The 21,395-nt window shown below is 69.0% G+C and carries 20 protein-coding genes; 17 read left to right on the forward strand and 3 right to left on the reverse strand.

Annotated features, from left to right (window positions below; all coding sequences use genetic code 11):
- The first annotated feature begins 5 nt into the window (after positions 1-5).
- Positions 6-515: a c-type cytochrome gene (locus tag ACWPN8_RS29455; RefSeq protein ID WP_109452196.1), complete on the forward strand. Its 510-nt coding sequence runs from the start codon at positions 6-8 to the stop codon at positions 513-515.
- Between the two features lie 23 nt (positions 516-538).
- Here the strand turns inward: ACWPN8_RS29455 and ACWPN8_RS29460 are convergent, their stop codons facing one another.
- Complete coding sequence (locus tag ACWPN8_RS29460) at positions 539-1,768, reverse strand: plasmid replication protein (protein WP_492243325.1); 1,230 nt, start codon at positions 1,766-1,768, stop codon at positions 539-541.
- 750 nt (positions 1,769-2,518) lie between these two features.
- Between ACWPN8_RS29460 and ACWPN8_RS29465 the strand changes: the two genes are divergently transcribed.
- The 4 genes from ACWPN8_RS29465 to ACWPN8_RS29480 all read left to right on the forward strand — a co-directional run bounded on the left by ACWPN8_RS29465 (position 2,519) and on the right by ACWPN8_RS29480 (position 6,083).
- Positions 2,519-3,340, forward strand: a complete 822-nt coding sequence (locus ACWPN8_RS29465; RefSeq protein WP_492243326.1) for a helix-turn-helix domain-containing protein — start codon at positions 2,519-2,521, stop codon at positions 3,338-3,340.
- An 11-nt stretch (positions 3,341-3,351) separates the two neighbouring features.
- A complete protein-coding gene (locus ACWPN8_RS29470; RefSeq protein WP_492243327.1) occupies positions 3,352-3,984 on the forward strand; it encodes a hypothetical protein in 633 nt (210 codons plus the stop codon).
- A gap of 160 nt (positions 3,985-4,144) precedes the next feature.
- Positions 4,145-5,164, forward strand: a complete 1,020-nt coding sequence (locus ACWPN8_RS29475; protein WP_492243328.1) for an AAA family ATPase — start codon at positions 4,145-4,147, stop codon at positions 5,162-5,164.
- Positions 5,157-6,083, forward strand: a complete 927-nt coding sequence (locus tag ACWPN8_RS29480; protein WP_492243329.1) for a ParB/RepB/Spo0J family partition protein — start codon at positions 5,157-5,159, stop codon at positions 6,081-6,083. The genes ACWPN8_RS29475 and ACWPN8_RS29480 overlap by 8 nt, the downstream gene beginning before the upstream one ends.
- A gap of 645 nt (positions 6,084-6,728) precedes the next feature.
- Here ACWPN8_RS29480 and ACWPN8_RS29485 read toward each other — a convergent pair.
- On the reverse strand, positions 6,729-8,246 hold the full coding sequence (locus tag ACWPN8_RS29485) for an HAL/PAL/TAL family ammonia-lyase (protein WP_492243330.1): 1,518 nt from the start codon (positions 8,244-8,246) through the stop codon (positions 6,729-6,731).
- Positions 8,247-8,372: 126 nt separating this feature from the next.
- On the opposite strand from ACWPN8_RS29485, the gene ACWPN8_RS29490 reads away from it, so the two are divergent.
- The 7 genes from ACWPN8_RS29490 to ACWPN8_RS29520 all read left to right on the forward strand — a co-directional run bounded on the left by ACWPN8_RS29490 (position 8,373) and on the right by ACWPN8_RS29520 (position 15,650).
- On the forward strand, positions 8,373-9,215 hold the full coding sequence (locus ACWPN8_RS29490; RefSeq protein ID WP_492243331.1) for a phosphate/phosphite/phosphonate ABC transporter substrate-binding protein: 843 nt from the start codon (positions 8,373-8,375) through the stop codon (positions 9,213-9,215).
- A 63-nt stretch (positions 9,216-9,278) separates the two neighbouring features.
- Entirely contained in the window at positions 9,279-10,844 is a 1,566-nt protein-coding gene (locus tag ACWPN8_RS29495; RefSeq protein WP_492243332.1) for an ABC transporter substrate-binding protein, read from the forward strand.
- A gap of 14 nt (positions 10,845-10,858) precedes the next feature.
- Positions 10,859-11,818 (forward strand): ABC transporter permease, encoded by a 960-nt coding sequence (locus ACWPN8_RS29500; RefSeq protein WP_492243333.1) that lies wholly within the window; start codon positions 10,859-10,861, stop codon positions 11,816-11,818.
- Positions 11,818-12,654 (forward strand): ABC transporter permease, encoded by an 837-nt coding sequence (locus ACWPN8_RS29505; protein WP_492243334.1) that lies wholly within the window; start codon positions 11,818-11,820, stop codon positions 12,652-12,654. The genes ACWPN8_RS29500 and ACWPN8_RS29505 overlap by 1 nt, the downstream gene beginning before the upstream one ends.
- Positions 12,651-13,637: an ABC transporter ATP-binding protein gene (locus ACWPN8_RS29510; RefSeq protein WP_492243335.1), complete on the forward strand. Its 987-nt coding sequence runs from the start codon at positions 12,651-12,653 to the stop codon at positions 13,635-13,637. The genes ACWPN8_RS29505 and ACWPN8_RS29510 overlap by 4 nt, the downstream gene beginning before the upstream one ends.
- A 25-nt stretch (positions 13,638-13,662) precedes the next feature.
- Positions 13,663-14,631: an oligopeptide/dipeptide ABC transporter ATP-binding protein gene (locus ACWPN8_RS29515; RefSeq protein ID WP_492243336.1), complete on the forward strand. Its 969-nt coding sequence runs from the start codon at positions 13,663-13,665 to the stop codon at positions 14,629-14,631.
- 14 nt (positions 14,632-14,645) lie between these two features.
- Entirely contained in the window at positions 14,646-15,650 is a 1,005-nt protein-coding gene (locus tag ACWPN8_RS29520) for an ornithine cyclodeaminase family protein (RefSeq protein WP_492243337.1), read from the forward strand.
- Positions 15,651-15,683: 33 nt separating this feature from the next.
- Here ACWPN8_RS29520 and ACWPN8_RS29525 read toward each other — a convergent pair whose 3' ends face one another.
- Complete coding sequence (locus ACWPN8_RS29525; protein WP_492243338.1) at positions 15,684-16,613, reverse strand: fatty acid desaturase; 930 nt, start codon at positions 16,611-16,613, stop codon at positions 15,684-15,686.
- Between the two features lie 247 nt (positions 16,614-16,860).
- Here ACWPN8_RS29525 and ACWPN8_RS29530 point away from each other — a divergent pair, with 247 nt between their 5' ends.
- From ACWPN8_RS29530 to ACWPN8_RS29550, 5 genes are all read left to right on the forward strand, one after another.
- Positions 16,861-17,736, forward strand: a complete 876-nt coding sequence (locus ACWPN8_RS29530) for a transporter substrate-binding domain-containing protein (protein WP_199237418.1) — start codon at positions 16,861-16,863, stop codon at positions 17,734-17,736.
- 70 nt (positions 17,737-17,806) lie between these two features.
- Positions 17,807-18,478 carry an amino acid ABC transporter permease gene (locus ACWPN8_RS29535; RefSeq protein WP_492243339.1) on the forward strand — a complete coding sequence of 224 codons (672 nt, stop codon included), beginning with the start codon at positions 17,807-17,809 and terminating at the stop codon, positions 18,476-18,478.
- Positions 18,479-18,480: 2 nt separating this feature from the next.
- Entirely contained in the window at positions 18,481-19,161 is a 681-nt protein-coding gene (locus tag ACWPN8_RS29540; protein WP_492243340.1) for an amino acid ABC transporter permease, read from the forward strand.
- Positions 19,158-19,940, forward strand: a complete 783-nt coding sequence (locus tag ACWPN8_RS29545) for an amino acid ABC transporter ATP-binding protein (protein ID WP_492243341.1) — start codon at positions 19,158-19,160, stop codon at positions 19,938-19,940. Before ACWPN8_RS29540 ends, ACWPN8_RS29545 begins: the two co-directional genes overlap by 4 nt.
- Positions 19,941-19,982: 42 nt before the next feature.
- The gene (locus ACWPN8_RS29550) at positions 19,983-21,377 is read left to right on the forward strand and encodes an MmgE/PrpD family protein (protein ID WP_492243342.1); all 1,395 of its coding nucleotides are present in this window, start codon (positions 19,983-19,985) and stop codon (positions 21,375-21,377) included.
- The last annotated feature ends 18 nt before the right edge of the window (positions 21,378-21,395 follow it).

The raw sequence follows: 21,395 nt of genomic DNA on the forward strand, positions 1-21,395 counted from the left end.
CGACGATGTTCCGCAAAACCCTGTGCACCGCCCTCCTGCTGTCCGCCGCCGCTCTCGCCTTCCACGCCGATGGGGCCCGCGCTGATGAGAGGGTGGAGCGCGGCAAGTATCTCGTCGCCCTCGGCGGCTGCAACGACTGCCACACGCCGGGCAACTTCCTCGGCAAGCCGGATTTCGCCCACGCGCTGAGCGGGTCGGAGGTCGGCTTCGAGATCCCGGGCCTGGGCGTGTTCCATGGCCCGAACCTGACGCCGGACAAAGCGACCGGGCTCGGCGAGTGGAGCGAGGATCAGATCGTCGCCACGCTGCGGACCGGCAAGCGGCCGGACGGGCGCATGCTGGCGCCGGTGATGCCGTGGATGGCCTTCTCCGTCCTGACGGACGCCGACGCCTATGCCATCGCCGCTTACCTGAAGAGCCTGCCGGCGGTCGCCAACAAGGTCCCCGGCCCCTTCGGCCCGACAGCGAAGCCGACCGGGTTCGTGATGCGGGTGGTGGCGCCGCAGAGCGAGTGAAACCGGCGGCCCGGCGGGTTCGCTCAGTCCTCGCCGATCGACACCAGTTCGGCCTTCCGGCGGCGCCGGGTGTCGGCCAGTTCCCTGGAATCGACCCGGACGAAGCTGCCCGGAGCCTGTTCGGCGTCGGCCGCACGGGCGATTTCCCGCCGGCTCCAGGCGGATACCCGATGCGCCTCGGCGATCTGATGCAGGAACAGGTCGGACGGACGCAGGCGGAAAATGATGTCGTCGTGCCGCTTGCCGACCTTGACGACCTCGCGTTCGACCTCCGCCAGAGCGCCGACCTTCTGCAGCACGTCGACGATGTCGGAAATCCAGCGGAGCATGTTCGACCAGCGCGCCCATTCCGTCATGCCGCTGTCGCGCATGATTTCCCGCGCGGTGATCTCGATGCTGGACCGGTCCTGGTGATGGCGTTGCAGCAGCGTGAAGGCCACGCGCTTGAACAGCCAGCGCGAGAACGGGTTGGCGATGCGCATCAGCCATTCATAGGAGATGCGCTGCTGCTCGACGCTGCGGATGGTGTTTTCCACCATCCAGTTGAACTGCACGGCGGTCTCGACGTCGGCCCTGCCGTTCTCGTCCGGCGAGCCGCCGGCATTGACGTCCTGGTTGCGCATCCACAATTGCGGGAAGACGCTGGAATCGAGCAGGGCGTTCTTCCCGCCCTTCTCTGCGATGACGATGGTCGAGCGGCGCAGGACGAGAAGCGCTTCCTTGAGTTCCGGCAGGCTCAGCGTGTGCTTGACCCGCCGAAGCTCCTGCATCACCTCGTAAAGGGTGAATTTGAAGACGATGGAGTCCTTGTCCCCGGTCGACAGCCGGGCCTTCTCGGCCGCAAGCCGGCGGATGACCTCTTCGACGACCTGCTCCTTCTCGCCGGGGAACATGTCGATTTCCTCGACGACCTCGGTGGCGCCCTCCTTCACCCGGCGCTCGATGCGGGCCGGCAGGATCTTGAGCGAATAGCTTTTGTCGTTGAAGACGAACTCGCGCTTCACCTGGCGCAGGAACCGCGGCTTGGCCGGATCGGGCTCCGCGGCGTCGACCGCGCCGGCGGAGCGCTTGCGGCCGTTGGACCGTGCGACATCGGAGGCGAAGAAGACCCATTTGGGCGCGACATCGTAGAGGCCGACGAAATGGGTCGTGCGCTTGGCGTCGTCGGGCTCGTCGATCTCGAACAGCGCGAACTGGAGCGGCAACGCCATCTGCTTCACGTCGCCCTTTCCGCCCGGTGTGTTGCTCGACATCTTGGGGTCTCCAGCCACGTCTCCAGCGATACACGCTATGGGGTTGGACGTCCGATGCGCAACGACGGATTTGGCATGCCCTCCCCCAAGCCGGTAGGTGCCGGGTGCAGATAGCTAGGTTGCGGGTGCAGAAGCGATAGGTACCGGGTGCGGACCGGTAGGTACCGGGTGCAGGAAAATGCGGGACCGGCTGCCGGACATTCCTTTCTGCACCCGGCACCTACCGGAAACCCGTCCGAATCGGGCTGGAAATGCCCGGCCGGATTCCGGAGACGGTCCCTGGGGCGCCCCCCGAGGCGCCGGGATCTCCAGCCTCCGCAGCGATCTGCACCCGATGCCTACCCATCCGTGAGGGCCGTCACGCCGGCAATCGGTCGGTAGGTGCCGGGTGCAGCAACGCCACCGGCGATTCTCCCAGGTGTAACGGCCAAGCCTCTATACGGTAGGCACCGGGTGCAGAAAGCGGACTGTCGTCCGGCCCCTCCTGCCGCTGCGGCCGTGTGCGGAGTCCAGCGCCGGTCCCCGATAGGAGCCGGGTGCAGATGGACCGCTCCGATTCGCAGTGTTTCTGCACCCGGTGCCTATCCATCGGCACCCGCATCCTACCGGGCCGCATCCGGCACCTACGCATCTGCACCCGACACCTAACGGTGGGCGCCGGGTGCAATTTGGCCGATGCCCGTCCCTCGGGGAATCCTTCCTGCAGATCCGTCGGCCCGTGCCGATTGCCAGACCTCGCAGGAGCACCCGATGCGCAGCTCGCCGACCGACAGCACCAGCCGCTGGGGCAGGATTCCCGCCTGGTGGCTCGACCACCCCGATCTCGACGCCGACGGGTTCGCCATCCTGGCGGCACTGGCCACCTTTGCCGACGAGCAAGGCGTCTGCTGGCCGTCGCAATCGACGCTCGCCGCCAAACTCAAGCGGTCGCGCCCGACAATCAACCGAATCCTGCAACGGCTGGACGACATCGGTCTCGTCCGCATCGAGCACCGCCGCGGCCGTGACGGCTCCCGGCTGTCCTGCCTCTACCGGCTGCGCGTCGAGCGGGATGGGGTCAGGGCCGCGGAGGAGGTGCCGCGCCCCGCCGCCAGCGGGTCTGTCCATGCGGAGGACAGGGATGACTCGGTCGTGAACGCCCCCTGTCCGCCAGCGAGTCAGAAACACCTCCATTCCGAACAGATTCCAAACTCGCTCGCCACGGGCGGGCGCGGACAGCTATCCGACGTGCCTGCGGATTGGATGCCGACCGCCGATGATCTCGCCTGGGCGGGCAGCCGTTTCGGCACGGTCGATCTCGGCCGGCATGTCGAGGGCTTCGTCCTGCGCTGTCAGGCACATGGCTACCGCTACCGCGACATCTCCGCGGCGTGGCGCGCCTGGCTGATCCAGGATGCGGCCGCCGGCAAGGCACCCGCTGCCAGGATTGCGGCGACCGGGGGCTCCCTTCCGCATTCCGCTCCGCCGGCCTCCCGGCCACGCGAAAGCTCTGCCGAACAGCGCGTCAATGCCTGGATGACCGTCGCGGCGCGGCTCAGGGACACCAAGACCGAACCCCGTTCCTGGCTGTGAGGAGAACCGCCATGTCAGCCTCCATGTCAGCCGCCGCCCTGATGCCGGTGCCGGAGCGCTCACCGCTGCCCTTCGACCCCGCGATGCCGGCGGGCGACCGCCGCCGGCTGCTCGTTGACGCCTTGCCGGAACCGCTGCGCGAGATCCTGGCCGCCGGCCGGCTCGAACACCGTCCGCGCTTCGGTGACAATGGCTTCGACGGCCTATCCGAGATCTGGTCGCCACCCGCCACCGTCACCGCCCGGCAGGCCGCCATGGCGCAATGGGCGCTGGCCGACCTCGAAGGATCGGTCCTGGCCCCGGTGGAGCCCGACCGGCTGCTCGGCCGTATCCTGGCGCTGCTGTCGCATTACCCCGCCAAGGGATTGACACCCGAGGTGGAGCAGCTGGTTGCGATGGACTGGGTCGAGGATCTGGGCGAGTTTCCTGGGTGGGCAATCGACCAGGCGGCGCGCAGCTGGCGCCGGACACGGAAATGGCGGCCGAGCATCGCCGAAATGCGGGCACTGTGCGAGGAAGCCTGTGCGAAGGAACGCCAGCTCGCCGAGTGTCTCCGCAAACTGGCGGGTGCCGCCCTGCCCAGACCATCGGTTCCGGGTTTCACGCGGCTGGCCGAGGCTCCCTGCATCCGCCGTTTTCCCTGAGTCCAGGCCTTGATCGCAGCGTTCGCCGGTGTTGCCGAAAAGCCAGGGTGGCGGCGAGACGCTAACGCGGGCATGGCCGGCCCATCCGAACGGCGTTGACAGGTGTGAGTGTCTCACACTATCGGTGACCCGGCTGGACTTGACGGATTGGGGAGGGGGCATGCTCGGCGAACAGTTGAAGGCGTACCGGGAGGCGCGCGGGCAATCGAGGGAAGACTTCGCGGCCTTCCTGAACGAGGGCCTGGACCGCTCTTACGACCGCCAGCGGATTTCGCGCTGGGAGAATGGCGGCGAGCGCATTCCGCAGGCCGTCGTCGCCTTTGTCCGCAAGCACCCGGTGCTTCCGGTCGAGAAGCCCGGCCCGGCGCTGGTGGTGTCGCTGGCGAACCAGAAGGGCGGCGTCGGCAAGACCACGGGCTGCGTCAATGTCGGCCGCATGCTGGCCGACCGCGGCTATTCAGTCGTGCTTGTGGATTCCGACCCCCAGGCCAACGCCGGCATCCATCTCAGTGTCGACGTCGTCGCCTGCGAGGAAGCCGAGAAGACCCTCTATTATGTCCTCAAGGGGGCGGCGAAGGCGGAGGAGTGTCTGGTCGAGACCCGCAACCCGCGCCTCCGGGTGCTGCCCTCCTCCCTCAAGCTGGCTGAGAGCGAGACCGAGCTTGCCGCCCAGCAGTTCTCGCACAACACCTTGCGCAGCCGTCTTGCCGAACTGCGCCGCAGCGTCGATTTCATCCTCATCGACTGCCCGCCCACGCTGGGGCATCTGGTGACCAACGCTCTGGTGGCCAGCGACACGGTGCTGATCCCGTGCCAGACCCAGCCGCTCGCCTTCATGGGGATGGGCACGCTGCGCAAACAGATCGACTTCGTGCGCGAACGCGGCAATCCCACCCTGTCGCTGCTCGGCATCGTCCCGACCTTCTATTCCGGCCGCACGACCCAGGATCAGGCCACCCTGAAGGACATGCACGACACCTACGGGCAGGAGGTTCACATCTTCCCGCCGATCCCCAACACCACGCTCTACCCGCAATCCTCAGCCGGCGGCGATGCGCTGGTCGCCTTCAACGCCAAGGCGCCGGGGATCGGAACCTTCGATCTGGTGGTGCAGACCCTGATCGCGGAACGCGACCGCCGCATCGTTCCGGCCGGTCATGGAGTGATGACGCATGGCTAAGGGCATTCCGCGCTCCAACATGGGGCTTATCGCCAAGAGCAGCGATCAGAACAGCGCCAGCCCGGTGCGGCTCGACAGCAACGCGCTGACCGGCAAGGCCGTCCCTTTCGAGCGGCCTTTCGCCTGCGACATCGGGCTGGTGGTGACCAATCCCGACCAGCCGCGCAAGATCTTCCGGGAGGAGGATCTGGCATCTCTCGCCGCCTCGCTCGACCGGCATGGCCTGAAGCAGCCGATCGGTGTGCAGCAGCAGGCCAACGGCGAATATCTTCTGGTGTGGGGCGAGCGGCGTTGGCGGGCCGCCCGGTCGCTGGGCTGGCCGACCATCACCGCGGTCCTGACCGCCGGCGATCCGCTCGAGGTGGCGCTGGTCGAGAATGTGCAGCGTGTCGACCTGTCTCCGTTCGAGCAGTCCGACGCGTTGCAGGGGCTGAAGGAGCGTCACGGCTACACGGACGAGGCGCTTGCCGGCATCGTCGGCAAGGATCGCAGCATGATCTCCAAGCTGCTCCGCCTGCAATCCCTGCCTGGATTGGTCCGCAAGGAATATGCGGAGCATGAGCCGACGCTCCGCTTCCTCCTCACCCTGACCCGGGCCGCGTCGGAAGCGTCCGCCCTTGCCATGTGGGCTCAATGGAAGAGCGGTGACGAGCCGGGAAATCCCGATCCGGATGGCGAGCCGCCGCAGCGCAAGAGCGCCGAGGAGGAGGGCGAGCGCCTTCCCCACAACCCGGCCGACGGCTCGTCGGAGATGGCGCTGAGCGCCTTGCCGCAGCGGGTGTTCCGCGTCCTCAACCGGGCTCAGGAAACCATCAGCGCGTTGGTCGAAAAGCCGCGTCCGCTGACCGACGAGGATTGGCAGCGGCTGATGCGGATGCGGTCGCTGATCGACACGCTGCTTGAACAGCGCAAGGCGTAGTCGGGGGATCGTGCAATGGGAACGGTTCCCATTGCACGGCGCCCCCGTGCCATGGACGGGCCGATGACCGCCGACCCGCTCAAACGTGTGGTCATGCCGGTCCGTTCGATGGGAACGGTTCCCATCGGACAGCGCGCCGCGCCCGTTCAAACCGCCTTCAGCACCCGGTTATGCAGCAGGTCGGACTAAGCCCGGCCAGTCATTCGTCCGGCAGCCCTGCGCCGGTGCGGTTCAGGGTGACGGCGCGGCAAACCGCATTCAGCAGTCACATCGCCCTGGGACATTCAGGCCATCTCTGTCGGGCGCCGGAGAGCGACGCCCAGCCATCAGACCCTGCTGTCGGATAGCGGGCGGTTTGGGCTTTCGATGGAAGAGGCCGCCGACATCGTGAGAGGCGTGTTGGCCGTCACGACGCGGTGGCGTGAGCACTTCGCGGCGCATGGGAGGAAGGCAGCCGACCTCCGTCGTGTCGCCCGCTGCCTGGAGCGATTGGCGCTGCCCGGCTGGTCGAGACCTTGAACCGATCGGATTGACGTCGCGGCCTCTCGCCGAGGATGCCCTTTCAGCGCGCCCTTTGGCTCTCCACGCCGGCCCTCTTGTTATCGCCGCCGGTCTGCTGCCACCTCATCCGCCCGGTTTCGGCGATCATCTGGATGTGGCGGTCGCGAAGGATGGAGGCGAAGCCGCGATCGCTCTCGCCAGCCGCTCGAAGTCGGGTCCTTGCGAGCGGTCCTCCTCCAGCGGCGCCACGAGGCCGCGGACGAAAGCATGCACCGCACGGGTGCCGGTACCGAGAACGAGAGGGCCGCGCAAATCCACCGCCTGTGCCGCCGCCGCCAGTTCGATTGCGGTCAGCCAGCGCAGCCGCTCGACGATCTCGCCGGTCTTGGCGACGACGGCGGGCGCCATCGAGGCATGGTCCTCGATGCCGTCCGCAACCGGCAGGACGCCGAGCGAGACCGGCAAGGCGAGATGGCGGATTTCCGCCTCCAGCGCCGCAATCGTCTTCTGGACGGTGGCGAAGCCGGTGCGGCTCTGGCCCTGCGGGGTGAGGAAGCGCGGCAGGTCGGAAACCGCGGGGGACATCAGTTTCATCGTGCGGTGGGCGGCCATGGTCGCCGCCTGGGCCAGCGCCTGTCCCAACGCCTCGAACCGCAGAACCAGGGCGGTCATGTCGAAATTGCCGTTGTGCAGCATCCAATCCTGTTCGCCCTCTTCGGCGATGACCACCAGAGGGTTGTCGGCGGCGGCATTCAGTTCGATGGCGACCGGTTCGCGCGCGGCCTCCAGCGTCACGCGGACGGCGCCATGGACCGGGGCGAGGCAGCGGAAGCTCAACGGGTCCTGGAGGCGCCTCGCGGCCCCCGGCTTCTCCAGCGCGCTGCCGGCGAACAAGGCCCGCAGCCGGGCCGCCGCCTCCGCCTGTCCGGGGGCGGGCCGTGCCTGCTGGACGCGCGGGTCGAGCGGCTCCAACTGTGCCCGGAACCCTTCGCAGCTGAGCGCCGCCGCCGCGTCCATCGCGTCCAGCGCCACGCGGGCATCCTCCAGTACCAAGCATCCCTGGCCGACCGACAGGGCGTTGGCGACGACGACGGCATGACCGTCCTTGAGACCGAGGACCGGTGGCGTCAGTCCGGCACGCGCGAGGGCCGCATCGGCGGGCAGGATGTCCCCGCCGACCTCCGCTTCGGCGTCCGGGTCGCCGAGCAGGGCGCGGCCGAGATGGGCGAGCGGAGCCAGATCGTCGGCGCCGATGGAACCCTTGGACGGCACCTGCGGATGGAAGCCGGCGTTCAACGCGGCGACGAGTGCCTGCAACATCGCCGGCGACGACCCGCTGCCGCCTGCGGCATAACCGGCGGCGCGGACCAGCATCATTGCGCGCAGGATGTCGGTCGGCAGGTGCCGCCCCACCCCGACGGCGCGGGCCGGAACCGCCCGCTGCTGGAAGACGATGAGGTCGTCGGCCGTCAGCCGGGTGTCCACGCCGGCTCCGAGCCCGGTCGTCAGGCCATAGACCGGGACTTCAGCGTCCGCCAGCCGTTCGACCACCGCGCGGGCCGCGGCAATCCGCGGCGTCACCAGCGGATCAAGGATGACGGTCTGCCGCTGCCGCGCCACCGCGACCACCGCCTCGATCGTCAACGGGCCGGCGCCGAGCACCAAAGGGTCCTGCCGCATTTCCAGATCACATCTGTAGTTTCCCAATCATTTTCCTATTGATCCCTACGATATTTGTCTATCAATTTAATCGGCTAAAATCAGAAAAACACAGAACTATGGTGAAATATGGTGGTCACGGGTGGGAGCGGGGAAGGCGGGGCGCTGGCCGCCAATGCGCGCATGTACGCGCCGAACGCCGATGCTGCCGCTGCGTGGCGGGCGCTGTTCGACTGGGTGTCCGCGCGGTCCGGCGTGCCGCTTGCGGTGCTCGACCATGCATTCCCGGCCCGGCTGGAGGATCTGTGGAGTCGTGACGATCTTGGCGCCGCCTTCATGTGCGGCTGGCCCTTCGTGCGCGCCGGCTCCCGGCACCGCATCGTCGCCGCCCCGGTGCCGGCGGCGGCCCGCTATGGCGTGCGGGCGGAATACCGGACCGACTTCGTGGTCCGGGCGGAGTCCGCCATCCACCGGCTGGAGGACAGTTTCGGCGGGCGGCTGGCCTTCACGGTGGACCACTCCCAGTCCGGCTACAACGCCCCGCGGCACCATCTGCTGCGCTTCCGCACGGCTGAACGGCCAAACCTCTACGCCGCCACGGTCGGTCCCTGCGTGACGCCGAAGCGGGTGCTCGACGCCGTGCTGGACGGCAGCGCCGATGTGGCGCCGCTCGACGGCTACACGCTGGAGCTTATGCTGCGCCACGATCCCGAACTAGGAAAGCGCATCCGCATCGTCGCCAGCACCGACCCGGTGCCGATGCCGCCGCTGGTCGCCAGCCCGTCGGTCCCGGACGAGACCGTGGAGGCCCTGCGCGCCGCCTTCCTGGCCAGCGGCGAGGCGCCCGCCCTGGAGGCGGTGCGCGACGCGCTGGTGCTGGCCGGGTTCGCCGTTACCGATCCGGCGGATTACGCCGTCACCGAACGCTGGGCCGCCGAGGCGCTGGCCGCCGGCTACCCGGCGCCGGGCTGACCCCCATCCATCCGAAACGCACGCACCATCGAAAACGCACGCAAGACAGGAAGGATCACCACCATGGTCGATGTGACGAGGCGCCAGCTTCTGGCCGCCGGGGCGGCATTCGGTGTCGCCGGCACCGGCTTCTCCCTGCCGGTTCTCGCCCAGTCCGAGAAGGGAGCGGGCCGCAAGAGCATCACGCTGGCGCTGCCGCGCGACGTGCAGCCGCCCTTCGACCCGCTGAACCGGCTGAGCTATCCGGAGGGCAACATCCTGCGCTCCGTCCTGCAGGGGCTGATCGCCTTCAAGCCCGGCAGCTTCGAGTGGGAACTGTCGGCGGCCAGGCGCATCGAGCAGGTGTCCGACACCGTCATCGAGTTCGAGCTGAAACCCGGCCTCAAATTCCACGACGGCTTCGGCGAGCTGACCGCCGACGACGTGAAGTTCTCGTTCGAGCGGGCGATCAAGCCCGGTCCCGACGGCAAGCTTCCGCTGCACGGCAAGGATCTGGCGGCGCTGGAGGAGGTCGAGGTCACCGGCACCCACAGCGGCCGCATCAAGCTGAAGACCCCGGCCCCGGCGCTGTGGCAGGTGGTGCTGCCCGACAATTCCGGCCTGATCATCTCGCGCAAGGCATTCGAGGCCGGGGCCTACCGTGCCGACCAGCCGACGAAGGTCATCGGCACCGGCCCCTACCGGTTGGCCGAATGGCGTCCCAACGAGCGCGTCGTCCTGCGCGCCAACCCGGACTTCCAGGGGTCGAAGCCCGGCTTCGAGGAGATCGTCCTGCGGCCGGTGCGCGATCCCAAGACCGCCGAGCTGGCCTTCCGCGCCGACGAGCTGCAATTCACCGCCATCGAACCGGCAAATGCCGCCGATGTCGGCAAGATCCCGGGAACCAGGATCCTCAAGCAGGACTCGATCAACTTCGTGTGGATCGGCATCAATGTCGAGAAGGCGCCCTTCACCGACCTGCGCGTCCGTCAGGCGATCCGGCTTGCCATCGACGTCGATCAGGTGATCGAGGGCGCCTACAACGGCGCGGTCGGCCGGGCCTATGCCCCGGTGGCGCCGGGACTGCTCGGCTATTGGAAGGATGCGCCGCGCCGCGCCCGCGATGTCGCCGCCGCGAAGAAACTGCTGGCCGAGGCCGGCGTCTCCGGCCTGCGCACCCGGCTGACGCTGCTCAACAAGCCGGCCTACCAGAATGCCGGCATCATCATCCAGGCCCAGCTCGCCGAGGCCGGGATCGCGCTGGACCTCGACGTGCAGGAGGGCGGCAGCTACTGGTCGGCCGGCAATGGCGAGGCCGGCAAGACTCTGGAGCTGTCGCTCCAGCGTTTCGGCGGCAAGGCCGACCCGTCCTTCCAGCTGCAATGGTTCACCGCAGCCCAGATCGGCAGCTGGAACTGGCAGCGCTGGAACAATCCGCAATACGACGCGCTGTTCGCCAAGGCCGGCGCCATCACCGACGCGGCCGAGCGCGCCCGGCTCTACATCGAGGCGCAGAAACTGATCGACGAGTCCGCCGCCTTCATCTGGCTGACCCACGAGGTCAACGTCTATGCCCTGAAGGACTGGCTGGTGCCGGGCATCCTGCCCAACGGCGACGACCAGCTGTTCAACCGCTTCGGCGCGGCCTGACCGTGGCGGGAGCCGTGCCGGTCCTGTTGCGGCATGCCGGGCAGCGCCTCGCCTCCACCCTGCTGGTGCTGGCGGGGGCGGTCGCCCTGCTGTTCGTGCTGACCCTGTTCATCTCCGGCAACCCGGCGCAGGTGCTGCTCGGCCCCCGCGCCACGCCGGAGGCGGTGCAGGCCTTCGCCCAGGCGATGGGGCTCGACCGTCCGGTGCATGAGCGCTTCGCCCTGTTCGTCTGGAACGTGCTGCACGGCGATCTCGGCACCGACGTGGTGTCGGGGCGCCCGGTGGCGGCGCTGGTGGTGGAGGTGCTGCCCTACACCGTCACCCTGACGCTGTCGGCCATCGCCATCGCCGTGCTGTTCGGCGTGCCGCTCGGCTGCTACGCAGCGACGCATCCGGGCAGCGTCCTGGACCGGGCTGCGGCGGCGGTCAGCATCGGCTTCATCGCCATCCCGAACTTCGTGGTGGCGATCCTGCTTCTGATGATCTTTTCCATCTGGCTCGACTGGTTCCCCGTCCTGGGCGTCAGCCGGTCGGGGAGCATCGGCGACCAGCTGGCGCGGCTGGCGCTGCCGGCGGTGTCGCTGGCGCTCGGCTGGATCGGCTACATCGCCCGGCTGCTGCGCGCCTCGCTGCTGGAGGTGCTGGGCGAGCCTCACATCCGCACGTTGCGCGCCTATGGCGTGCAGGACCGTACGATCGTCTACAAATACGCCCTGAAGCCGGCGGCGATCCCGACGGTGGCGATCCTGGGCCTCGGCGTCGGCCGGCTGCTCGGCGGCGCCATCTTCGCCGAGATCGTCTTTGCCCGGCCCGGCATCGGCACGCTGGTCTACGATGCGATCTCCTCGCGCAACTACCCGGTGGTGCAGGCCTGCGTGCTGGTGGTGGTGGCGCTGTTCACCCTGACCAATCTGGCCGTCGATCTCAGCTATGCCTGGCTCGACCCGCGCATCCGCCGGGCGGGAGACCGCTGATGCACGCCGTCCTGAAACGCATCTGGCGCGATCCGGGCGGGCGTACCGGGCTGCTGCTGGTCGCGGCGGTGCTGCTGCTCGGGCTGGCCGGGCCGTCGCTGGTTCCCCACGATCCCAACAGGCTCGACATCCTGGCCCGCTTCGGCGGGCCGTCGGCGGCGCATTGGCTCGGCACCGACCATCTCGGCCGCGACCTGCTGAGCCGGATCGCCGACGGTGGGCGGGTGGCGCTGCTGGTGGCGCTCTCGACCATCGCCGTGGCGCTCGCCGCCGGCACCCTGCTCGGCATCGGCGCCGCCTATGCGCCGCCGCAGGGGGAGCGGGCGATCCTCGCCGCCTTCGACATCATCAGCGCCTTTCCCAGCCTCGTCTTCGCGCTGGCGGTGGTGGCGCTGATGGGGCCGGGGCTGGACAAGGTGATCCTGATCGTCGCCGTGACGCTGGTCCCGCATTTCGGCCGGGTGGCGCGGGCGCAGACGCTGAGCCTGCGCAACAGCCCCTTCCTGGAGGCCGAGCGCGTGCTGGGCGCCTCGCCGCTGCGCGTCGCGCTGCATCATCTGGTGCCCAACATCCTGGGGCCGCTGGTGGTGTTGGCCAGCATGGACGTGCCCGTCGTCATCACCATCGAGGCGGGCCTGAGCTTCCTCGGCGTCGGGGTTCCGCCGCCGCGCGCAAGCTGGGGAACGCTGCTGCATGAAGGCTACATCACCCTGTCGCAATCGCCCTGGCCGGTGATCGCCGCCGGTGCGGTGCTGACGCTGGCGACGCTGGGCTTCACCCTGTTCGGCGAAGCGCTGCGCGATGCCATAGATCCGAAGCTGAGGACGGAACCGTGACCGCTTCCCCGCAAGAGGCGGAGCCGCTGATCGCCATCCGCGACCTGTCGGTTTCCTTCGCGACCGGCGCCGGCCCGGCCGACGTGCTGCGCAACGTGTCGCTGGACCTCGGGCGCGGGCGCGTCGTCGGGCTGGTCGGGGAATCCGGGTCGGGCAAATCGACCCTGGCCTCGGCCATCCCGCGCCTGCTGCCGCGCAACCTGTCGCGGCTGGAGGGCAGCATCCGCTATGGCGGGCGCGACCTGCTGGCCTTGCCCGACCGCGAGCTGGCGGCACTGCGCGGCACCCGCTTCGCGATGATCTTCCAGGACCCGATGGCGGCGCTGAACCCGGTCTTCCGGATCGGCACCCAGCTGGTCGATCTGCAACGCGCCAAGCGCCCGAAGGACAGGCGCCGAGCCCTGCTGGCACGGGCGGCGGCGATGCTGGCCCGCGTCGGCATTCCCGACGCCGAACGGCGGCTGTCCGATTACCCGCACCAGTTCAGCGGCGGCATGCGCCAGCGGATCATGATCGCCGCCGCCCTGCTGGCCGAGCCCGACCTGCTGATCGCGGACGAGCCGACGACCGCGCTGGACCCCACCATCGAAGGGCAGATCGTCGCCCTGATCGAGGAGCTTCGGCAGGACTATCGCGGCACCATCCTGCTGATCGCCCACAGCCTGGGGCTGGTGTCGCAGCTGTGCGACGACGTGGCGGTGCTCTATGCCGGCACGCTGGTGGAGAGCGGACCGGCCGCCGCCGTGCTGGGCGATCCGCGCCACCCCTACACCCGCGCCCTGCTGGCCTGCGAGATCGGCCCCGGCGTCACCCGGCGCGCCACGCTGGCCTCAATCCCCGGCGAGGTGCCGGACGCGACGCGCCTGCCGCAGGGCTGTGTCTTCGCCCCGCGCTGCCCGCAGGCGGCGGAGTCCTGCCGTGCCGCGGTGCCGCCGTTGCGCGCTCTCGGCGGCGGCCGATCCGTCGCCTGCGCCCTGGTCTGAGGAAATTGGTCTGAGGAAATTGGCCGTGAGTCATCCCCTGCTGTCGCTCGCCCTGCTGTCTCTCGATGGTCTGTCGCTGAATTACGGCACCGTCCCGGCTGTGCGCGCGGTGTCGTTCGACCTCCATCCCGGAGAAACCCTGAGCGTGGTGGGGGAGAGCGGGTCCGGCAAATCCTCGCTGATCCGCACCGCGCTGGGGCTGGTGCCGCCGACGGCGGGAACGGTGCGTTTCGACGGGCGCGGCCTCGGGGATCTGCGCGGGCGCGAGACCAAGGCGTTCCGCCGCGACGCCCAGATGATCTTCCAGGATCCGGCCGCCGCCCTGTCGCCGCGCATGACCGTCCGCACTCTGCTGGCCGAGCCGCTGCGCATCCATGGCGTGGCGGAGCGGTCGGCGTGGCCGGGCGTGCTCGACCTGCTGCGCCGGGTCGGGCTGCCGGAGTCGGTGCTGGACAAGCACCCGCACCAGATCAGCGGCGGGCAGGCGCGCCGGGTCGGCATCGCCCGCGCGCTGGTGCTGCGGCCGCGCCTGCTGGTCGCCGACGAGCCGACCGCCGGGCTCGACCTGTCGGTGCAGGGCGACATCGTCAACATGCTGGTCGATCTCCAGCGCGATTTCGGCCTGACCATCCTGATGGTGTCGCACAATCTCGACGTGGTGCGCGCCATGTCCGACCGGGTGCTGGTGCTCTATCTCGGCCGTGCGGTCGAAGTCGGGCCGGCGGAGCATGTGCTGGATGCCCCCGCGCATCCCTACACGCGGGCGCTGCTGGCGGCGGTTCCCCGCTTCGATCCCGGCAACCGGCACCGCGCGCCACCGCTGCCCGGCGAGGTGCCAAGCCCGCGCACTCCCCCGTCCGGCTGTGCCTTCCACCCCCGCTGCCCGCTGTCCGATGCGCGCTGCCGCGCCGAGGAGCCGGCGGAACGCATCCTGACGGACGGGCGCCGCGTCGCCTGCCACAAACCCCTGCTCGCCTCCCTGGCGGCAGCGTGAACGGAGTTCCCACGATGGCGGACATCAGCATTTCCTATCTGAACGGCCCGGACGTTGACCGGCTGGCACTGACCGACGACGAGATCCTGGCGGCGGTGGAGCAGGCGCTCCACGCCCAGGGCAGCGGCCGGACGGTGATCGAGCCGCGCGTCCACCTGATTCCCGAAAGCTCGGCCAAGGGGCATTTCAACGTGCTGCGCGGCGTGGTCAAGCCGCTTGGCGTTGCCGGGGTCAAGGTGGTCGGCGACTTCGTCGACAACTACAAACGCGGCCTGCCGTCGGAGATGGCGGTGCTCAACCTGTTCAATCCCGAGACCGGGATGCCGAAGGCCTTCATCGACGCCACCGGCATCACCGAGATGCGCACCGGTGCCGTCACCGCGCTGGGCGCCAAGCATCTGGCGCGCAAGGACAGCCGTATCCTCGGTCACATCGGCGCGCGCGGCACCGCCTATTGGAATGTCCGGCTGCTCGACCGGCTGTTCGACTTCGATGAAATCCGCGTCCATTCGCGCCGTCCCGACAGCCGCAACGGCTTCGCCGCGCGGCTGTCGCGCGACCTCGGCAAGCCGGTGGTGGCGACGGAGGATTGGGAGAGCTGCGTGCGCGGCGCCGACATCGTGGTCGAAGCCTCGCGCCTGCCGGAACCGGCGCCGCTGCTGAAGACCGACTGGATCGCCAAGGGGGCGCTGGTCGTGCCCTACGGCACCATGAGCGCGGTCGAGCTGTCGCTGACCGACATCATGGACAAGATGGTGGTGGACGACTGGGGCCAGTGCCGCAAGGGACTGCCCTTCGGCGCGCTCCGCGCCCACGTCGACAGCGGCCGGCTGAGCGAGGAAAACCTGCATGCCGAACTCGGCCAGATCGTCGCGGGCCTGCGGCCGGGCCGCGAGAGCGACGGCGAGACCATCCTGTTCTGGCATCGCGGCCTCAGCCTCAGCGACATCGCGCTCGGCCATGCGCTGCTGGAGAAGGCTGCCCGGCTGGGTGTCGGGCAGACTCTTCGCTTCGCATGATGGGTGCTTCGCGTCCTCAACTCCTCGTCCGGGTCAGTGGGTGAAGGGGTGGGGCGGCTGGTGGTGCGGGGTGAACAGATAGCGACGGGCCACCTCGCCGTACCCCCGGTAGACCAGACCGCCGTTCCGGGCGATCAGCGCGCTCCGGTTCGCACGGTAATAGGCGGGGATGGCGTACCAGGGCAGGTCCGGCCGCAGATGATGGACGACATGCAGGTTGTTGTGGAGGAACAGCAGCCCGAACAGCGGCGCGCGCTCGACGATGGCGGTGCGGTGGTCGCTGTCCCCGGCGGCGCGATGCTCGGCGAAGGACCGGACCAGGGCCAGGGCGAAACCGGGATAGGCATAGAGCAGCGCATAGGTGCACAGCGGAATGCCGCAGACCAGAATCACCCAGGCGGCGACCGCCCCCGCTGCCGCGCCATGCGTCAACCAGATGGTCCAGGCTTCGCGGTCGCCGCGCGCCAGCAGGACGGCCTCGCCGCGCAGGAAGCCGGCGATGGCGAGGGCCGGACCGATGGTCAGGCGGCCGGCCAGCGTGTTGTCGACCCGCAGAAGGGTCCGCGCCAGCGGACCGCGCGCCGCCCAATGCGCCGGGGTGACATAGCGGGATTCCGGATCCTCGACCGGATCGGTCAGCCACTCTTCGCGATGATGGGTGGTGTGCGACTGACGGTAGCGCTCATAGGGAAGCCAGAGGCTGAGCGGGGCGAATCCCAGCGCCGCATTGATTCTCGTCGAGCGGGTCGGGTGGCCGTGGATGACCTCGTGCTGCAACGACATGTGCCAGGCGATCAGCCAGGATCCCAGCGGCAGCACCACCCACCAGGGCAGGGCATGGTCGAACCATGTCAGCAGTCCCCAACCCCCATAAATGACCAGCGCCAGAATCCAGGTCGGCGCTTCCGGCAGGCCGCGCAAGCGTGCCCGTCGGCTGGAGGAGGGCACTGCCACGTCGATCATATAATTCACCATATAAATTGGTTGTTCATTTTTAAACTATATCTTACAAATAGGAAATAACGCAATGGAGCGTGAGCCGGGCCATGGAGCCGCATTCATCGGCGTTGCGTGGCGTCCCGACGCTCTCGAAACGACAGATAAAAACACTATCAAAATGTGAATTTTAATAATTCACAGGATGCATACGCTTTTATGTTGCGAAACAACAAAGCCATCGATAACCCTTTGGGAAAAGGGAGTGCAGACCATGGATGAAGTTAAGATTCAGCGGCGCAGGGCGCTCGGTGCGATCATGCTGACCGGCGCGGGGGCCGGGGCCTCGCTGGTCGCCGTCACGCCGGCGCCGGCTGCGGCGCAGCAGTCCGCCGATACGCTCCAGCAGGTTCGCAACCGTGGCGAACTGCGGATCGGAACGCCGCCGGGCGAGCCCTGGTTCTTCAAGGACCAGCGGTCGGGCGAGTGGAAGGGGATCGGCTGGGGCGCCGGTGTCGCCCTGGCCGAGGAACTCGGCGTCAAGCCGGTCGCCGTCGAGACGACTTGGGGAACCGCGGTCGCCGGCCTCCAGGCGGGGCAGTTCGACGTGCTGTTCGCCATGGACGCGACGCCCCAGCGTGCGCTCGCCGTCGATTTCCCGGTGCAGCCGATGTTCTACTATGCGCTCGGCATCCTCGCCCGCGACGGTCTGGCGGCGAAGAGCTGGAGCGACCTCGACAAGCCCGATGTGCGCATCGGCGTCGTGCTCGGCACCTCGCCGGACCGCGAACTGACCGTCCGCCTGACCAATGCCAAGCTGGAGCGCTTCCCCAACATCGACGAGGTGGGGGCCGCTTTCGTCTCCGGCCGCGTCGATGCGGTCTCGCTGTTCCATCCGGCGCTGGTCATGCTGCGCAGCCGCGTGAAGCGCGGCACCGTGCTGCTGCCCGACCCGATCCGTGCCGCCTCCACCAGTGCCGGCGTGCGCCGCGACGTGGACAAGTCATGGCGCGACTGGGTCGGCATCGCCATCCAGTCGCTCTATGAGTCGGGCCGGATCCAGAAGATCTACGAGGAGTTCCTCGCCTTCCGCGGGATCGATCCCAAGGACGCTCCGGCGCTCGTGCGCGAGCAATGGTCCCGGACCTGACCCGGTCATCCGCCCCCGGCCGGTCCGGGGGCGGTCTCGCAGCGCAGGAACGGGAGCGCAGGAACGCCTCATGGGCTATGTCTGGGATTTCTTCGCCGTCGCCCGCAATGCCGACATCCTGCTGGCCGGTCTGGGCCAGACGCTGCTGCTGTCGGTCTGCGGCATCGCGGTGGGGGTGGCGATCGGCGGCGTGCTGGCGGCGATGCGCCTGTCGGGCCGGCGGACGCTGTCCTGGCCGGCGCTGGCCTTCACCGAATTCTACCGCAACACGCCGCCCTTGGTTCATTTCTTCTGGTTCTTCTACGGCCTGCCGATGGCGTTCGGGCTGACCATGCCGCCCTTCGCCGCCGCCCTGGCGGCGCTGGGCGTCCAGTCCGCCGCCTTCTTCGCCGAAGTGTTCCGCGGCGGCATCCTGTCGGTCGAGACCGGCCAGTGGGAGGCCGGCCGGGCGCTCGGCATGGGGCGGGTGCGGCTGATGCGCCGCGTCATCCTGCCCCAGGCCGCCCGCCGGATGGCGGCACCCTTCGTCGAACGCAGTTTTGAACTGGTGAAGACCACGACGCTGGCCGCGGCGCTGGCCTTCCACGAGACGATCTACAGCGCCATGGTGATCGTGACCCAGACCTACCGCCCGCTGGAGGTCTATACTGTGGTGGCCGGACTGTTCTTCGTCGTCCTGTTCTCCGCCAGCCAGATCGCGGAGTGGCTGGAGGCCCGCGGCCGCCGGGCGGGAGCGCGGTGACGATGCCGACGATCACGATGCCGGAGCTTCAGTTCGGCGAGGTCTTCGCCAACATCGACCTGTTTCTCGAAGCCTGCGGCCTGACGCTGGCGCTGTGGGCGGTGGCGCTCGCCGCCGGCCTGTCCGGCGGCCTGCTCGTCGGTCTCGCCCGCCTCTCGCCGCGGCGCTGGATCGCCTGGCCGGCGCGCGGCTATGTCGAGCTGTTCCGCAACACCCCGGTCCTGGTCCAACTCATCTGGTTCTACTACGCGCTGCCGGTGGTGAGCGGCATCCAGCTGCCGGCCTTCGCCGCCGCGGCGCTGGCCCTGAGCCTGAACGCGTCGGCCTATTGCGCCGAGATCTACCGCGGCGGAATCCAGTCGGTTGCGGCTGGGCAGTGGGAGGCGGGGCGGGCGCTCGGCATGGGGCGGCTGCGGCTGCTGCGCCGCATCATCCTGCCGCTGGCCGTGCGGCGCATGGTTCCGGCCTTCACCAACCGCGCGGTCGAACTCGCCAAGAACACCTCGGTCGCCTCGATCATCACCGTGCACGAGCTGATGCACACCGCAAGGCTGTTCAGCAGCCAGAACTACATTCCCATGGAAACCTTCACCGTCGTGGCCATGATCTATTTCCTGCTGATCTACCCCTTCACGCTGGCATCCTACGCGCTGGAACGGCGCTTCGCGGCGGGACGGGCATGACCGTGGCCGGCGACGTCGTGTTGCAGGTCGAGGATCTGCACAAGAGCTTCGGCTCCACCGAGGTGCTGAAGGGCATCGACCTGTCGGTGCGCCGGGGCGAGCGCATCGCGATCCTCGGTTCCAGCGGGTCGGGCAAGAGCACGCTTCTGCGCTGCCTGAACGTTCTGGAGATGCCGACCAGGGGGCGCCTAATCCTCGATGGCGAGGCGGTTGGCAAGCCGGCGGCCGGCGGCGGCACCCGCTACCGCGAGGCCGAGCTGAACCGCCTGCGGGCGCGGGTCGGCATGGTGTTCCAGCAGTTCAACCTGTTCCCGCACATGACCGCGCTGGAGAATGTGATGGAGGGGCCGCTGTCGGTGCTCGGCCGCTCGCGGGCCGAGGCGCGGCGGACGGCGCAGCGGCATCTGGAGCGGGTCGGCCTTGGCGGCAAGGCCGACGCCCATCCGGCCCGCCTGTCCGGCGGCCAGCAGCAGCGCGTCGCCATCGCCCGCGCCCTGGCGATGGACCCGGAGGTGCTGTTGTTCGACGAGCCGACCTCGTCGCTCGATCCGGAGCTGGTGGGGGAGGTGCTCGGCGTCATCAACGACCTGTCGGAGGACGGGCGGACCATGCTGCTGGTGACGCATGAGCTGGGCTTCGCCTATCACTTCGCCACCCGCATCCTGTTCCTGCACGAGGGCCGCATCCTGGAGGACGGCCCGCCCGAGCAGGTGCTGAAGTCCCCGCGCGAGGAGCGCACGCGGCGCTTCCTCGACCGTTTCACCGCCTTCCGGTTCTGACGGTTCGCCCATGCACCCCGTCTCGACGCCGATGAACGCTCCATGACCTCGCTGACGCGGCGTCTGGCCGATTTCGCGGCGGGGCTGGAGGTGGCGGACATCCCCGCCGACGTCCTCGCCAAGATCACCCTGCATCTGCTCGACGCGCTCGGTTGCGGCCTCGCCGGTGCGGACACCGATCTGACCCGGCGCGTGCTGGCCGCCGTGCGGGCGGACTGTGCCGACGGCCCCTGTCCGGTGCCGGGCATGGGGGTGTCGCTCGCGCCGGCCGGAGCTGCCTTCGTCAATTCCACGGCGATGAACGCGCTCGATCATGACGACGGCTTCGAGGTCGACGGCAAGGGCATGGGGCATCCGGGCGCGACGCTGGTCGCCGCCGCGCTGAGCGGCGTGGCCGTGTCCGGTGCCGACGGCGCAACGCTGCTGGCGGCGCTTGCCGCCGCCTATGAGATCAACGCCCGCATCATCCTGTCGATCCAGCCGAGCCAGGAGCGGTTCCGGCAGGTCTATGGCGTGTGCCAGCACCAGTCGCTGGCGGCGGCTGCCGTCTACGGACGCCTTCTCGGGCTTGGTGGCACCGATCTCGCCAATGCATTCGGCTTCGCCGGCACGCTGGCGCCGGTGCCGAGCCTGCGGCGCTACAATTGGGATGCCCGCCCGCTGGTGTCCTTCAAGGATTTCAACGCCCCCGCCGCGGAGGCCGGGCTGCGTGCCGTCGGCTACGCCATGGCTGGGCTGGTCGGTGCCGCCGATGTGCTCGACGGGCCGACCGGGTTCTGGCGGATGATCGGTTCGGACCGCTTCGATCCGGACGTCCTGTGTGATGGGCTGGGAGAGGTCTGGTGGACACGCCATGCCAGCTTCAAGGCCTATCCGGCCTGCCGCTGGATGCACACGGCGCTGGAATCCTTCGAGATTCTGCGCGACAGCCACGGGCTGGCGGCCGGTGAGATCGAGCGGATCGAGGTTCTGACCTCCGCCGGTATGGCGCGCGACTTCATGGATGCGGCCCCCGCCACCATGGTCGATGCGCAGTTCAGCCTGCCTTACTGTCTTGCCTGCCTCGCGCTGGGGCTGCCGCCGGTGGACTGGCATGTCGCCGGAGCCCTCGCCGACGATGACCGCGCGGCTTTGGCCGCCCGCGTCATCGCGGCCGTCGATCCTGAAATCGACGGGGCGATGGGCGGGGAGACGCGCCGGCCCGCCGGACAGGTGCGGGTGCATGCGCGCGGGCGCTGGTTCGAGGGGCCGCGGCTGTCCCATCCGCGCGGCTGCCGCGAACGTCCGATGGACGATGCGGCCGTGATCGCGAAGTTCCGCGCCAATGCGGCGCGGGTGCTGGCCGAACCGGCGGTCGACCGCCTGCAAGCCGCCGTGCTGACCATCGGAACCGCTGGCGACGCCCGCTGCCTCTTCCGGGATGCGGCGGCGGCCTGAGCATCCGGACGATCCCCG

It is taken from the genome of Azospirillum sp. UENF 112521 (genome assembly GCF_058780665.1).